General features: G+C 45.7%; 16 protein-coding genes. 5 read left to right on the forward strand and 11 right to left on the reverse strand.

Going from position 1 to position 12,948, the window contains the following annotated elements:
* A complete protein-coding gene (locus FRZ54_RS18800) occupies positions 1 to 1,035 on the reverse strand; it encodes a glycosyltransferase family 2 protein (protein WP_147033367.1) in 1,035 nt (344 codons plus the stop codon).
* A 77-nt stretch (positions 1,036 to 1,112) separates the two neighbouring features.
* Entirely contained in the window at positions 1,113 to 2,012 is a 900-nt protein-coding gene (locus FRZ54_RS18805; protein WP_147033368.1) for a lysophospholipid acyltransferase family protein, read from the reverse strand.
* A 15-nt stretch (positions 2,013 to 2,027) separates the two neighbouring features.
* On the opposite strand from FRZ54_RS18805, the gene FRZ54_RS18810 reads away from it, so the two are divergent.
* Together FRZ54_RS18810 and corA are read left to right on the forward strand one after the other, a co-directional pair.
* A complete protein-coding gene (locus FRZ54_RS18810; RefSeq protein WP_317131592.1) occupies positions 2,028 to 2,660 on the forward strand; it encodes a WbqC family protein in 633 nt (210 codons plus the stop codon).
* Positions 2,661 to 2,665: 5 nt separating this feature from the next.
* On the forward strand, positions 2,666 to 3,793 hold the full coding sequence (gene corA, locus FRZ54_RS18815) for a magnesium/cobalt transporter CorA (RefSeq protein ID WP_147033370.1): 1,128 nt from the start codon (positions 2,666 to 2,668) through the stop codon (positions 3,791 to 3,793).
* A 92-nt stretch (positions 3,794 to 3,885) separates the two neighbouring features.
* On the opposite strand, the gene msrA is transcribed toward corA, so the two are convergent.
* Both msrA and FRZ54_RS18825 read right to left on the reverse strand, forming a co-directional pair.
* A complete protein-coding gene (gene msrA, locus FRZ54_RS18820) occupies positions 3,886 to 4,533 on the reverse strand; it encodes a peptide-methionine (S)-S-oxide reductase MsrA (protein WP_147033371.1) in 648 nt (215 codons plus the stop codon).
* A 125-nt stretch (positions 4,534 to 4,658) separates the two neighbouring features.
* On the reverse strand, positions 4,659 to 4,892 hold the full coding sequence (locus tag FRZ54_RS18825; RefSeq protein WP_262712272.1) for a DUF3820 family protein: 234 nt from the start codon (positions 4,890 to 4,892) through the stop codon (positions 4,659 to 4,661).
* A 90-nt stretch (positions 4,893 to 4,982) separates the two neighbouring features.
* Here FRZ54_RS18825 and FRZ54_RS18830 point away from each other — a divergent pair, with 90 nt between their 5' ends.
* Positions 4,983 to 5,225, forward strand: coding sequence for a hypothetical protein (locus FRZ54_RS18830; RefSeq protein ID WP_147033372.1), 243 nt, complete (start codon positions 4,983 to 4,985; stop codon positions 5,223 to 5,225).
* Positions 5,226 to 5,229: 4 nt separating this feature from the next.
* Positions 5,230 to 6,180, forward strand: coding sequence for an aldo/keto reductase (locus FRZ54_RS18835; protein WP_147033373.1), 951 nt, complete (start codon positions 5,230 to 5,232; stop codon positions 6,178 to 6,180).
* Positions 6,181 to 6,242: 62 nt separating this feature from the next.
* Here the strand turns inward: FRZ54_RS18835 and FRZ54_RS18840 are convergent, their stop codons facing one another.
* A complete protein-coding gene (locus FRZ54_RS18840; RefSeq protein ID WP_147033374.1) occupies positions 6,243 to 6,899 on the reverse strand; it encodes a hypothetical protein in 657 nt (218 codons plus the stop codon).
* A gap of 327 nt (positions 6,900 to 7,226) precedes the next feature.
* Between FRZ54_RS18840 and FRZ54_RS18845 the strand changes: the two genes are divergently transcribed.
* Positions 7,227 to 8,519, forward strand: a complete 1,293-nt coding sequence (locus FRZ54_RS18845) for a PQQ-dependent sugar dehydrogenase (protein ID WP_147033375.1) — start codon at positions 7,227 to 7,229, stop codon at positions 8,517 to 8,519.
* A gap of 48 nt (positions 8,520 to 8,567) precedes the next feature.
* Here the strand turns inward: FRZ54_RS18845 and FRZ54_RS18850 are convergent, their stop codons facing one another.
* The 6 genes from FRZ54_RS18850 to FRZ54_RS18875 all read right to left on the reverse strand — a co-directional run bounded on the left by FRZ54_RS18850 (position 8,568) and on the right by FRZ54_RS18875 (position 12,869).
* On the reverse strand, positions 8,568 to 9,089 hold the full coding sequence (locus tag FRZ54_RS18850) for a tetratricopeptide repeat protein (RefSeq protein WP_147033376.1): 522 nt from the start codon (positions 9,087 to 9,089) through the stop codon (positions 8,568 to 8,570).
* Between the two features lie 231 nt (positions 9,090 to 9,320).
* Entirely contained in the window at positions 9,321 to 9,590 is a 270-nt protein-coding gene (locus tag FRZ54_RS18855; protein ID WP_147033377.1) for a hypothetical protein, read from the reverse strand.
* 60 nt (positions 9,591 to 9,650) lie between these two features.
* The gene (locus FRZ54_RS18860; protein WP_147033378.1) at positions 9,651 to 10,400 is read right to left on the reverse strand and encodes an ABC transporter ATP-binding protein; all 750 of its coding nucleotides are present in this window, start codon (positions 10,398 to 10,400) and stop codon (positions 9,651 to 9,653) included.
* Complete coding sequence (locus tag FRZ54_RS18865; RefSeq protein ID WP_147033379.1) at positions 10,397 to 11,266, reverse strand: ABC transporter permease; 870 nt, start codon at positions 11,264 to 11,266, stop codon at positions 10,397 to 10,399. The genes FRZ54_RS18860 and FRZ54_RS18865 overlap by 4 nt, the downstream gene beginning before the upstream one ends.
* Positions 11,266 to 12,234 carry an ABC transporter substrate-binding protein gene (locus tag FRZ54_RS18870; RefSeq protein ID WP_147033380.1) on the reverse strand — a complete coding sequence of 323 codons (969 nt, stop codon included), beginning with the start codon at positions 12,232 to 12,234 and terminating at the stop codon, positions 11,266 to 11,268. Before FRZ54_RS18870 ends, FRZ54_RS18865 begins: the two co-directional genes overlap by 1 nt.
* Positions 12,235 to 12,380: 146 nt before the next feature.
* A complete protein-coding gene (locus FRZ54_RS18875) occupies positions 12,381 to 12,869 on the reverse strand; it encodes a nuclear transport factor 2 family protein (RefSeq protein WP_147033381.1) in 489 nt (162 codons plus the stop codon).
* Positions 12,870 to 12,948 lie beyond the last annotated feature (79 nt).

Genomic DNA, 12,948 nt, shown 5'->3' on the forward strand with positions numbered 1-12,948 from the left:
CTAATAGAATTTTTTGGGGTCGAGTGACGAAAAGGTGTGCTTTTTCTTCATAAAAAAGTCCCACACAATGCTGCTGCGATACATGCCCTTAAGGGCACGCAGGTTACTTCGTCTATTCCGCTTTGGCCCGCCACCTTTAAATAGCTGTAACACAAAATTCTGGTGTGCCCGGCTCACCGCCCATGCATCGCGACGCTTCCCTTCATTCAGAAAACGCACGATGGCCAACAGATCCATCCAAAAACGGATAAATATGATCAGCATCCCACGCCAAAAGGAAAGATTGTTTCGCAACAGTAACAGGTTGTTCCTGAAATTCAGAAATGTCTTAAAAGGGTTCTCAGTGTTTAACGTCCCACCGCCAACGTGGTAAACTTCCGATTCGGCGCAATACACCACTTTGTAGCCCATATTTTTGAGTCGCCAGCATAGGTCAATCTCTTCCATGTGCGCAAAAAAGCGGTCGTCAAACCCGCCTGCTTCCACCCAGTATTTCTTTTTCACAAACATAGCTGCTCCCGACGCCCAAAAAATCTCGCCCGACTGCTGATATTGGCCCTTATCCTGTTCTATCTCATAAAACATGCGCCCGCGGCAAAACGGGTAGCCATAAACATCAATAAATCCGCCAGCGGCGCCGGCATGTTCAAAATGATCTTTATCGGCAAATGCTTTTATCTTTGGGGCAGCGGCGGCTATCAACGGATCACTTTCCATTAACGATATCACCGGCTCTATCCAGCCGGGATGCACCTCGACATCCGAATTAAGCAGGATGAAGTAATCAGCATCAACTTTTTCCAGCACCCTGTTATATCCGCCGGTAAAGCCGTAATTCTGATCGTTTTTAATTATCCTGATAGTTGGATAGTTTTGTGTTAAGAACTCAATTGAACCATCGGTAGAGCCATTATCACCGACTACGATATCCAGGTTTGGCCAGATGGATGTAAGCACCGAAGGCAAAAAATCGCGGAGATATTTTACCCCGTTCCAGTTTAATATAACGATGGCAACTTTCGGTGTATTTGTCATTAATCTGTGTCGGACGGTCAGGGCCCCGGATTTCCGTGCAATAATATGCTTTTAATCGGAAATATATGGGCTAAACATCAATCAAAGAATACAGGTTTGGCTATGTCTTCAGGTTTGATCTTCCACCTGCGGTGCGACCAGAGCCAGTACTCCGGCTTCTCCCTGATGAGTGATTCGAGGTAGTTTACCTGGATTTTGGTGATCTCGTAAGGTTTGGTTTCCTTCGGATTTTCAACCAGCGGCACCAACGTATAGGTGTAGTAACCTCTCTTAACCAGGTCGATCCGGTAAAAAACAATGGCACAGTCCCTTATACCGCTAAGCTTTTCCACACCCAGAAATACAGCTGTCGGCTGGTTCAAAAAAGTAGTGAAGTATACCGCCTCGCTGCGGGCGGGCGTTTGATCGGCGGCTAAAACGGTGAAAGTAAGTTCGTTCTTATATTCGATCATTTTGCGCAGCGTCTGTTTCATGGATATCATGATCGTACCGAAGCGCGAACGCGTGCGGTTGATAAAATTGGTAAAAACTTCGCTCGACTGTGGTTTATAAACCACCATTTTAACTTTATCGGTAAGGAAACCGAAGTTAAGGCAGGCAAGCTCCCAGTTGCCGTAGTGGCCGGCCGCTGCCAAAATGCTTTTCCCCTGGGCAAAGTAGTGCTCCATTATTTCGGGGTTGGTACATACCATACGGCGGCGAACCTGTTTTTCGGACATGCTGGTGGATTTGATGGTCTCCAGTGTCAGGTCGGCCATGTATTTGAAGTATTTTTTTTCAATAACTGCGCGTTCCTCTTCAGACTTTTCGGGAAATGAATTACGAAGATTATCCTGCACAACTTTTCGGCGATAGCCTGTCACGTAATACAATATCACAAAGACCAGGTCGGATATAAGGTACAAAAACCAGAAGGGCAACAACGAAAGCAGGTAGAAAAAGAAGACACCTATATACGAAAGGCCTTTTTTTATCATTATTTTATCCGAATTTTGAGCACAAACATAGAATATATGATTGAAAAAGGCGCTGTTCTGCCGCTATTTTATCTGCCGCCTGTTGAATATTTCAGTGAGCTGACGATTTATGATCCCGAATTCCTGGTTGAAAAATATGAGCATTTCCCGAAACAAACCTATCGTAACCGGGCCAACATTTATTCACCCGACGGTATGCTTACTTTGGTGGTGCCTGTGGTAAAAGGTTCCAAGGTGCATACCGCAGTAAAAGATGTACAAATAAGCTATGATTTCCGCTGGCAGCGCCTGCACTGGATGAGCCTCCAAAACTGCTATCGCCGCTCGGCCTATTTTGAATATTATGAAGATGAATTCGCTATATTTTATGAAGTGAAGGAAAAGTTCCTGTTTGATATGAACGAAAAGTTGCTGCGTCTGTTGCTTAACCTGCTAAAAATAAAGGCCGAACTTAAATTCACCCAAACGTACGAGCCGCAGTACCTGCATTTAAAAGATCTGCGGGACGCTTTCAGCCCGAAAAAAACATCCGCGTACCCTGCGAAACCCTATTACCAGCTTTTTGAGGAACGGCACGGCTTTATGAAAAACCTCAGTATCGTCGACCTGTTATTTAACCAGGGGCCACAATCTGTTAATTACCTTTAGAAAAAATGAGCAAACCGTTAAAAAGGATACGTTATAAAAAACGCGACCGCAGAATTGAAGTAGGCGCCAGTCCGGGTTCTATTAATATTTCCGAAGATGCCCTAAAGCCGGTTATTATGGTTTACAGCTATAATGACAAAGAACTTATCAAATCGGAAGGTAAGACGGTTGATATTATCCTGAAGCAGTTTAAAAAATGTACAGACCACGCCCATTGGATACAGGTAAAGGGATTGGGCGATAAAAAGCTGATGGAGGAGATCGGGTCGCATTTGAATATCAATCCCCTTGTGCTCGAGGATATCGTCAATACCCACCAGCGGCCAAAGTTCGACGAATATGATGATTATGTATTCAGCACCAGCCGCATCATCCATTTTAACAAGGAAAACGAATTGGTGAATTGCCAATTCTCATCATTGATCAAAAGGAATATCATCATCAGCTTTGAGGAGACACATGACGAATATTTTGAAGCGGTAAAAGCCCGGCTCGAGGCAGGCAAAGGAGCCATCCGTACCGCCGGACCGGGATATATGTGCTATGCGCTTACCGATACCATACTGGATAATTACTTCGTTTTGCTGGCGAAAATAGGCGACATGCTGGACGATACCGAGGACCACCTGTATAGCAGTCCGGATAAAAGCGTGATGTACAATGCCCAGGCATTAAAACGCATACTAATAACGGTAAGGCGCGCCAGCTGGCCCGAGCGCGACAAAATAAACGAAATGCTGCGCACGGAAAACCCGCTGGTATCTCCCGAAGTAAAAATATACCTGCGCGATGCGTACGACCACTGTATACAGATAATGGACCTGGTGGAAAGCTACAAGGAAATAACTTCCAGCATTATCGACCTGTACCTATCCATGGTAAGCAACCGGATGAACGAGATCATGAAGGTGCTAACCATCATATCGGTCATCTTTATCCCCTTAACCTTTATTGCCGGCATATACGGCATGAACTTCGCACGGGTCGACCCGGTCACCAATAAAGTAATGCCGGATAACCTTCCCGAATTATATTCGCCGCATGGCTACTATTATGCCCTGCTTGGCATGTTTATCATAGCCGTGATACAGATCATCGTATTCTGGAAAAAAGGATGGTTTAGTAAATTGTAGCTGATCAAATTAATAAGTTGGATCAAGTTGAATGAGTCAGGCACCGGTGTATATTAACCTGATCAACCACTTAACTTAATCCAACCAGTCAACTACTTTTGAAACTCCGGTTTCAGCTCGGCTTTCATAGCTTTCTGGAATTTTTCAACCTTAGGTACCGATACCGATTGAATATAACCGCTTTCAGGGTGCAGGCGGTAATAACCCTGGTGATACTTCTCGGCGGGATAAAAGGCTTTGAACGGAACAACCTGTGTTACTATAGGATCGCCATAATGCTTGGTTGCGTCTATTTTTTTGATCTCGTCCAGCAGAATAGCTTTTTCTTCGGGTGTACGGTAAAATGCAATGGAGCGGTAGTCGGTGCCCCTGTCGGGTCCCTGGTAATTAAGTTCTGTCGGATTGTGCGCAAAGAAGAACGCATGGGCCAATGTCGCAAAGCTGATCACTTTGGGGTCGTAATATATCTGCACAACTTCGGCATGGCCGGTCTCCTGTGTGCCAACCTCTTCGTAACTGGGGCGTACTTTTGTTCCGCCAGCATAGCCGGAAACCACTTTATCGACACCTTTCAATTCGGACATGGCCTCGCTCATGCTCCAGAAACAGCCACCGCCAAAAGTAGCAACCTGCTCGCCCGGTTTCTGCTGGGGCAGCGACGCGTAGTCGCTTGAGTTCTGTCCGTTAACGCAGCCGGCAAATAAAAATACAGAGGCTGCAAATAAAATAATTCGTTTCATATTCAATTGAGTTTTATAACCTGATATACGCCGGCAGCCATCACACGGATGGTCATCGGCAGGTAATCGTTTTCGTGTTAGTCGAAACGGGCCGTAATACCTTACAACTCATTTAAAGCAGGCAGTTACCTTAATGTTTGCTTTACCATAGCCAGTATTTTTGCCAGGCCGTTTATTTTTATTTCGTAGGTTGTCGATAGCAGCATCCCCAGTTTCCCTGCCGGAAAGCCCTTATTTTTAAGCCATTCCAGATAATAAACCGGCAGGTCGCATATCAGTGTGCCTTTGTATTTCCCAAAGGGCATCGCCGTTTTTACAACATCTATCAATACCTGGCGGTCGGGGGTTATGTTCTCCAAGCCGTAAAATTATTAATTATGACCGGTATCATATCTAAATAATTACAAAACAGATAATTTCGCATAGTGTTATAAAATAAATCTAAAGCCATGGAAGAACAATTTGAAGCATTTTTGACGGGATCGGACAACTTAGTCGACGGCATAGTAACACCAATACACTATGCGCAATACGGAAGGGCATACGAATTTAAATCTATCGATGGAACGCTGCACCTGGTTATCAGCAGGGACAAAAGGGGCAAATGGGTAAGGGTTGACGGAACTGAACCTTATTTTTCGGGCTGGGTAGATGAACTGGCCGAACAGGTGGCCAAAGCCAAACAATTATAAATATATGGAAAAACGCGAACTGGGCAGATCGGGCATAAAGGTTCATCCTTTTTGTTTCGGCGGGAATGTATTTGGCTGGACCGCTGATGAGAAAACATCTTTTGAATTGCTTGACGAACTGGTTGATACCGGTTTTGATTTTATCGATACCGCCGATGTTTACTCAGCTTGGGCTCCCGGTAATAAAGGGGGCGAGTCGGAAACGATCATTGGCAACTGGCTGAAAAGATCGGGCAAGCGGGATAAAATGATCATTGCTACCAAGGTCGGCAAACCCATGGGGCCGGGCAAAAAAGGGCTTTCCAAAACTTATATCACCCGGGCAGTTGAAGACTCGTTAAAACGGCTGCAGACCGATTATATCGACCTGTATCAATCCCATGACGATGATAAAGAAACTCCGTTGGCAGAAACACTTGATACTTTTACCAACCTCATAACACAAGGTAAAGTGCGGGCCGTAGGCGCATCTAACTACAGCGGTGCACGGCTGGCTGAAGCTGTAGAAGTAAGCAGGGCAAATGGATTGGCCCAATATCAAACCCTGCAGCCCGAATATAACCTGTACAGCCGCGAGGGATACGAAAAAGACCTTGAGCCTGTCTGTGTAAAAAATAACATCGGGGTAATTACCTACTATTCCCTGGCAAGCGGCTTTCTTACCTGCAAATACCGTTCCGGGGCCGATCTGGCTAAAAGCCAGCGTGGGGGCGGCATTAAAAAATTTATGAACGAACGCGGGATGCGTATTCTTGATGCTTTGGATAAAGTTGCCGGGGAATATAACTCCACTCCTGCTGCCATCGCATTAGCGTGGCTTATTAAGAGGCCCGGCGTTGTTGCCCCCATCGCCAGCGCCACCAGCATTGAACAGCTTAAGCAAATAACCGCAGCCGTTACAACCGGCCTGAGCGATGATGCGATAAAACTGCTGGATACTGCCAGTTGTTATTAAGAACAAAAGCCGCCTGCTTACGCAGGGCGGCTCCTTCATTTATATATATTTGGGGAAATTGCTTAGAATCTGCCGGGGCGGTGTTCATCGCGGCCATGTCCATAGTTACTGCGACTGTTGTTTTGAGCAAAATGCTCACCGCGTCCGTTATCACGTCCATGGTTGTCGAAACGATCGTGGTTGTCAAAATGGTTACGGTTATCGAACCTGCGGTCCTCAAAACCACGGTCATTGAACCTCCTGGCATTTACGCTATTATTATAGTGATAAGCGTCGCCGTATCCGCGGCCGTATACCCGTTCGTTCCACCTGCCGTTAAAGGCCACGCCGTTATAATGGTTCCTGTAATATTCGGCATGCAGGTATGGGCGTGGTGCGCGAACCTCGTACCTGCGGGCATATCTCCAGTCAAAATCGCGGTACGCACCTGGCAAATATGCTGCGGTTACCCAGCGGCCACCATCGTTATAATAGTAACATTCGTCGTTTACACTATAATAGGCATCCACATCAGGCAGGTAATAATAATCCTCATCGCCGTCATAATCCACCGGTTCGCTGTAAATAACCGGTTCCCGGTGTGCAACTACAACCCTGTCCTGAACATATACCGGCCTTGGGCTAAAATTGATACCGACATGTAACCTAACCTGTGCACTCGCAGCATTATAAAATAAACCGCTTAATGCTATTGCTGATAATATTGCTAACTTTTTCATAATATTAAAATTTATACAGTTAGGACTATACCCAATTGAAAAGGTTTAATATTTCATTATAATACTTCTACAGCATAGCTATAAGTAAAATATAATTCTTAATAATATATTTTTATCAGAATTTAATTTTTATCAAGATGAATTTTGAATGAAAAAATCTTATCTGTAACAGGTAATATTGCAGACCCCTTAATTGAGAAAAATAAAACCATGGGCACCCTGCAATGGTCTTAATAAACTGAGCGTCGTGTCATTGTATTGATACAAAGTCCATTTCCTTAATTGTTAAATAATCAGCTAAATTTGATATTGAATAAGTACACCATTATGAAAAGAAGAACACTGGGAACCATCCTGCTGCCCGTGCTGGCCGTCGCCGGGCTGATATCCATCGTCGCCCTTAAGAACGACATCAAAAAACATAACAACTTTAATACACCAGAGGCCGATAACGCCGGGTTAACGGTGCCCGCCGGCTTCAGTGCGGCAATCATTGCTGATAACCTTGGCGGTGTAAGGCATATTGCCGTTACGCCGCAAAACGAGATATATGCCAAACTTCGCGGACTCGAAAAAGGCAAGGGCATATTATTACTGCATCAAAACGGCGACAAGGCCGATGTAAAAATGGCATTCGGTAATTTTGCCGGCACCGGTATTGCGGTTAAAAGCGGTTACCTGTACGCATCGTCAGACGAGGAAGTGTTCCGCTTTAAGCTGAATGCCCAAAATGAGGTAATAGACCCAAACAAACCCGAAAAGATAGTGACCGGCCTCCTAAGCCGCGGCGAACACGAAGCCAAGGCTATTACTTTGGATAACGCCGGGCATCTTTATGTGAATATCGGTGCGTACTCCAATGCATGCCAGGTAAAGGACCGGACAAAGGGGTCGCCGGGTCAAAAAGGTTGCCCTATCCTCGATTCCGCAGGCGGTATATGGCAATTCAGCGCAAGCAAAGCCAACCAGCACTATGGCGACGGTATCCGCTACGCCACCGGTTTAAGAAACGTGGTTGGCCTGGATTGGAACACCCAGGATAACCAGTTATTTGTAATGCAGCATGGACGCGATCAGTTACACGACCTTTTTCCGCAGTATTTTACTGTAAAACAATCTGCCGAACTGCCGGCCGAATGTATGTATGCCTTGAAAAAGGGTGATAACGCCGGCTGGCCCTACATGTATTACGACTGGCAAACCCATAAAAAAATGCTGATGCCCGAATACGGTGGCGACGGCAAAAAATTGGGCGGGCAAAACGCTATTAACCCCGCAGCAGCATACCCCGGCCATCTTGCACCGAACGGTCTTTTATTTTATACCGGCAAACAGTTCCCGGCAAAATACAGGAATGGCGCTTTCATAGCCTTCCATGGCTCGTGGAACCGCGCACCCGAACCGCAGGAAGGTTATTATGTAGTGTTCCAGCCGTTTGCCAATGGCAGGCCTTCGGGCAAGTACGAAGTTTTTGCTGATGGATTTGCCGGATCTGCACAACAAAAAGCAAGCGGCAGCGCTATACACCGCCCCTGTGGCCTGGCACAAGGTCCTGACGGCTCTTTGTATATCAGCGATGACAATAAAGGAACGATCTATAAGATCACCTATAAGAAATAACACTAAGATCAGCTCATAACCAAAAGGCCCCGATGATCCGGGGCCTTTTTAGTTGGATAGCTCGTAGTTGAATTTAAACGATCGGCTTTTCTTGGCCTTTACCCTTAAAATGCACTCTTCTGCTGTATCCTTTTCATATTTGCTAAGCGCCTGGAGGTACGCTTCATGATAGCTGTTAATAGCAGCATCCCAATCCTTTTGCTTTTCAGCATGCAGACCGGCGAGATAATGGATATAAGCCACATCGACACCGGCGACAGTCAGCGCTTTTTCCTTTACCAATTGTACCTGTCTTCCCATACCGAGAAATACCAGCAAATGCAGGTAGTCAGCATAAACATCCGGAAATGAAGGCTCCAGTTCGGCACAGGTTTTAAAGTGGTAGCCCGCCGCCTGGTAATCCTTTACTTCGTAGTAGTACAACTTACCCAACTGGTAATGAGCGCGGGCGTACAATGGTTCCGCAGCTACAATTTCATTAAGCAACTGCAATGCCCTTGGGTTTTGCCCATAGCTCAGCTCATCAACAGCCTGCAAATATTTTTCTTCTATAGTCAAATAAATGTCCATAACAATAATTCAAACACCCATTAAAGGGCCCGATAAAACAATAAATAATTTTTGATAGATACAGCGTTGGCGCTATACCGGGAAGCGAAAGGATGCCGACAATGCACGGCCCTTCCGCTGCGCGCCCGTGGGCCGCATTAGGTTATTTTGGCGGAAGTGTTTAAGACGTAGCATTTTAATATCTTTTTACAAAGATATTAAATCTGTTTTATTTTTAAAACAAGGTTGATTTTATAAGGCATCCGGCAGCGCACTTTCATCCGCGTCGCGCTCTGCATCCTCCCTGCTTTCGATGAGGTAATTATCCATCAGTTCGTCTTCGGTAACCAGGATATTGAAATCATCGAACCGGGCACCATCCTGGTAAGGGTAAACGGTGTAGCCTTTTTTCTCAGGGTCGTAATTACCGACCTCAAAAAGTTCTTCCTGATCCTTTTCTTTAATAACGGCGCCTTCAACCAGTTGGTAGGCGTCGAGTATAGGTTGAAAATTATTTTTCATAAGCATATAACAATCAGGAGTTGCAAAGTTTTAAAACTTCGTAAATCTTGTACAACAGTTTTACCCGAACCAGTCAAACAGGTCGCTTTGCTTTAAAGCAGATTTATCGGCGCCTTTCAGGTCGTTTAATATCTCTCCCTCTCCCATTTGGATTATGCGGTTGCCATAATTGAAAGCGTCTTTCAGGTTGTGGGTTACCAGGATGGCGGTCAGCTTAAAGTCCGCGATCAGCCTATCGGCAGTTTTCATCACAATATCTGCGGATCGCGGGTCGAGCGCTGCGGTAGGTTCGTCGAGCAGGAGTATTTTGCAGGTATCCATTACGCTCATCAGCAAAGTAAGCGCCTGCCTCTGTCCACCGGATAAAGTACCCATCAATTGTTCGGTCTTGTTTTCAAGCCCCATACCCAGCGTACTTATTTTATCCTTTACCTGTTTTTTGAACTTATCGCTGATACCGATAGATAATCCTTTCGGCTTAGTGCGGATAGCCGCCAGCCGGAAATTATCCAAAATGCTAAGATCAGGAGCAGTGCCGCTCAGTGGATTCTGAAATACGCGGGCTATCCATTCGCTGCGGCGATAATCGGCCAATTTGGTCACATCATTACCTTCGATATGGATAGTGCCCGAACTGGGCAGCACACTGCCGGCAACCAAATTAAGCAGCGTTGTCTTGCCCGACCCATTGGAGCCAACGATCACCAGGAACTCCTGTTCCCCGATTTTCAGGTCGACCCCACGCACGGCATCTACCTGGTTGGCTTTGCCCCTGTTATAGGTTTTATGAACTTTCCTGATATCGATCATGCTGAACTTTTGAAGGATAAACGCGGCAGGCTGACGATGAGCAGCACAAATACAGCGGTTACCAGTTTGAGTAAAATTGGGTCGACACCGATACTAAGCGTGATGGCCAAAACACACTGAAAGATAACAGCACCTGACAGAACCAGCAACAAACTGAACCACACAGACGTGATACCAAGCCAATTGATAAAAGATTCCGCTATAATGACCGAACCAAGGCCCACGATAACAATACCGATGCCCATGTTAATATCTGCAAAACCCTGGAACTGCGTGATCAGGAAACCGCTTAGTGCAGTCAAAGCATTGGCAAGTGCCAGGCCTGTGATCTTCATCCGGTCGGTATTTACCCCTAAGGCGCGCACCATCGATTCGCTGTTGCCGGTCGCCCTCATGGCAATGCCGAAATCGGTTTTTAACAGGTAACCTATAAGTACGGTGATAACGGCAACAAACGCAACCAGGGTCCAAAAAACATTATGATTGAAATCTGCTGAGATATTGATGAACGAAAATATCGATGCAGTGCCAATCAGCGGGATGTTGGACCGCCCCATCAAGGTGAGATTGACCGAGTACAACGCTGTCATGACAAGGATGCCCGCCAGCAAAGCATTTATCTTCAACTTGGTGTGAATGAGTCCTGTCAGGGCGCCGGCCAGGGCGCCGGCTGCAACTACCACCGGCAATACCACAAACACCGGTTGATGCAATACGAGCAATTTAGCTGTTATGGCGCCGCCTAATGTGTAACTCCCATCCGTGGTGATATCCGGGATATTAAATATCTTCATAGAGATATAGATACCCAGCGCTATCGCCGAAAGGCAAAGTCCCTGTAATAAAGCGGTGAGGTAGAAATCCATTATTTAACAGCTTCGAAATTAAGCGGAACGGTGATATTATACTTTTTTGCCGCTTCGGGATTATAAACGCGCTTGCGCACTTTTACCATTTCCCATTTCAATCCATCGGTTTTGTGCATTTTCAAAAATTGAGCGGCCTGTTCGCCTGCCTGGTAGCCCCACTGATAAATATCCGCTCCAAATGCGGCGACAGCGCCACGCTTTACCAAACCGGCCTCGCTAGTGAAGATGGGTACATTGGCCTGGTTACAGCTTTTCAATATGGTTTCGAACGAAGCAAATACAGTATTATCCGGATTCGCAAAAAAAGCGTCGATATTTTTGCCGAGTAACGATTTGGTCACCAGCTGCGCATCGGCCGATGAGTTAAGCGGAAGCGCAATCAAAGTAACATTTGCCTTATCCGCCAGCGATTTGATGCGGTTCATCGCATCTGCCGACTGAGGTTCCGATTGATTATAGATCATACCGATAACCAGCTTACTACCCTTCGGTTTTAAAAGTTTGGGAATGATATTGAACGATGTATCGATGTAAGCCAGTTCCTCCACCGCGCCGAACAGGTTTGCTGGCGCCTCACCGGTTGAGCTTACCACGTTCATCCTTTCCGGCGTGGGCGAAACCATGGCGAAAATTGGAATGGTCTTGGTTTTTTGCAGGGCCGAAACCGTTGATAAGGTAGTGCACGTACCCATCAGGTCCACTTTCTCCGATACAAATTGGTTGACGATCTGGGTAAGCGTCGGAATATCGCCCTGGGCGTTGCGGTATTCTATTTTTACAGTATGCTGATCCTCGCTGAAACCACTCTTTTTTAGAGCATCCGTAAACCCGGTACGTGCCTGCGATATCGTGGCGTCCTCAAAGGCGTCCACAAATCCCACAACGGGTACATCGCTTTTTTTCGAATTACAAGATAAAACAAGGCCGAGTATAAAAACTAAGGGCAGGTATTTCAAGATCTTCATCAGGCTAAATTAACTATTGACGTGCAAAGGTGAAAGGATAAAGGTAAAAGGTATTCTGGCGCCATTAAAAGATCGCAAAATTTACAGCCCGCTGATAAACAAAAAAGGCCGCCCTAAGGCAGCCTGTATATTTTTTGCAAGGAACGTCACATTCCCCCGCCGCCCTGGGCATATTGCAGCATCATAGCTATTTTACCATCCCTGTTGAATCCCCACACTTCCTGTATGCTAACCTTAACAGCCTTTCCGTTGGCATCGGTATATTGTTCTTCTCCCCACACGCAAACCACGTTTTCATTATGATCCACGCTTTTTAAACTAACAAAGGCGTCTATCGTAACTTTCATATCCTTAAGCGAACCCCTGAAGGCCTTGACACCTGCCAGGTTTTCCGCCTTTCCTTTTACCGTACGGCCGTCAGCAAGCGTCATGGATACCGTGTCGGCAAACCATTCCAAATGGTTATCCAGTGTATTGTTTTCGTAGTCCTTCCAAAGCGTTAACACCTTGTTCGAGTAAGATGCATCGGCAATTTTAAAATTGGATGAATAAGCCGCTTTGTACGGTGCGGTTTGCGCATGGCTTACCTCAATACCGAGAAAAGCCAGTAAAGCAATCAAGATCAGTTTTTTCATTTCAGTAAGTTTTTGGGTTTACAACAGTTTTGTTACATTAAATATATGTTATAAATACTTAATAATCAAATTTTTAAAT

It is taken from the genome of Mucilaginibacter ginsenosidivorans (genome assembly GCF_007971025.1).
In the GTDB taxonomy this organism is placed as follows: Bacteria; Bacteroidota; Bacteroidia; order Sphingobacteriales; family Sphingobacteriaceae; genus Mucilaginibacter; species Mucilaginibacter ginsenosidivorans.

What these genes read in the sequence shown, in the direction of transcription:
- FRZ54_RS18840 (WP_147033374.1), bottom strand. Translation starts at nt 6,899, where the DNA reads ATGAAAAAGTTAGCAATATTATCAGCAATAGCATTAAGCGGTTTATTT.
- FRZ54_RS18855 (WP_147033377.1), bottom strand. Translation starts at nt 9,590, where the DNA reads ATGAAAAATAATTTTCAACCTATACTCGACGCCTACCAACTGGTTGAA.
- msrA (WP_147033371.1), bottom strand. Translation starts at nt 4,533, where the DNA reads ATGAAACGAATTATTTTATTTGCAGCCTCTGTATTTTTATTTGCCGGC.
- FRZ54_RS18835 (WP_147033373.1), top strand. Translation starts at nt 5,230, where the DNA reads ATGGAAAAACGCGAACTGGGCAGATCGGGCATAAAGGTTCATCCTTTT.
- FRZ54_RS18805 (WP_147033368.1), bottom strand. Translation starts at nt 2,012, where the DNA reads ATGATAAAAAAAGGCCTTTCGTATATAGGTGTCTTCTTTTTCTACCTG.
- FRZ54_RS18870 (WP_147033380.1), bottom strand. Translation starts at nt 12,234, where the DNA reads ATGAAGATCTTGAAATACCTGCCCTTAGTTTTTATACTCGGCCTTGTT.
- FRZ54_RS18860 (WP_147033378.1), bottom strand. Translation starts at nt 10,400, where the DNA reads ATGATCGATATCAGGAAAGTTCATAAAACCTATAACAGGGGCAAAGCC.
- FRZ54_RS18830 (WP_147033372.1), top strand. Translation starts at nt 4,983, where the DNA reads ATGGAAGAACAATTTGAAGCATTTTTGACGGGATCGGACAACTTAGTC.
- FRZ54_RS18865 (WP_147033379.1), bottom strand. Translation starts at nt 11,266, where the DNA reads ATGGATTTCTACCTCACCGCTTTATTACAGGGACTTTGCCTTTCGGCG.
- FRZ54_RS18850 (WP_147033376.1), bottom strand. Translation starts at nt 9,089, where the DNA reads ATGGACATTTATTTGACTATAGAAGAAAAATATTTGCAGGCTGTTGAT.
- FRZ54_RS18845 (WP_147033375.1), top strand. Translation starts at nt 7,227, where the DNA reads ATGAAAAGAAGAACACTGGGAACCATCCTGCTGCCCGTGCTGGCCGTC.
- FRZ54_RS18800 (WP_147033367.1), bottom strand. Translation starts at nt 1,035, where the DNA reads ATGACAAATACACCGAAAGTTGCCATCGTTATATTAAACTGGAACGGG.
- FRZ54_RS18875 (WP_147033381.1), bottom strand. Translation starts at nt 12,869, where the DNA reads ATGAAAAAACTGATCTTGATTGCTTTACTGGCTTTTCTCGGTATTGAG.
- corA (WP_147033370.1), top strand. Translation starts at nt 2,666, where the DNA reads ATGAGCAAACCGTTAAAAAGGATACGTTATAAAAAACGCGACCGCAGA.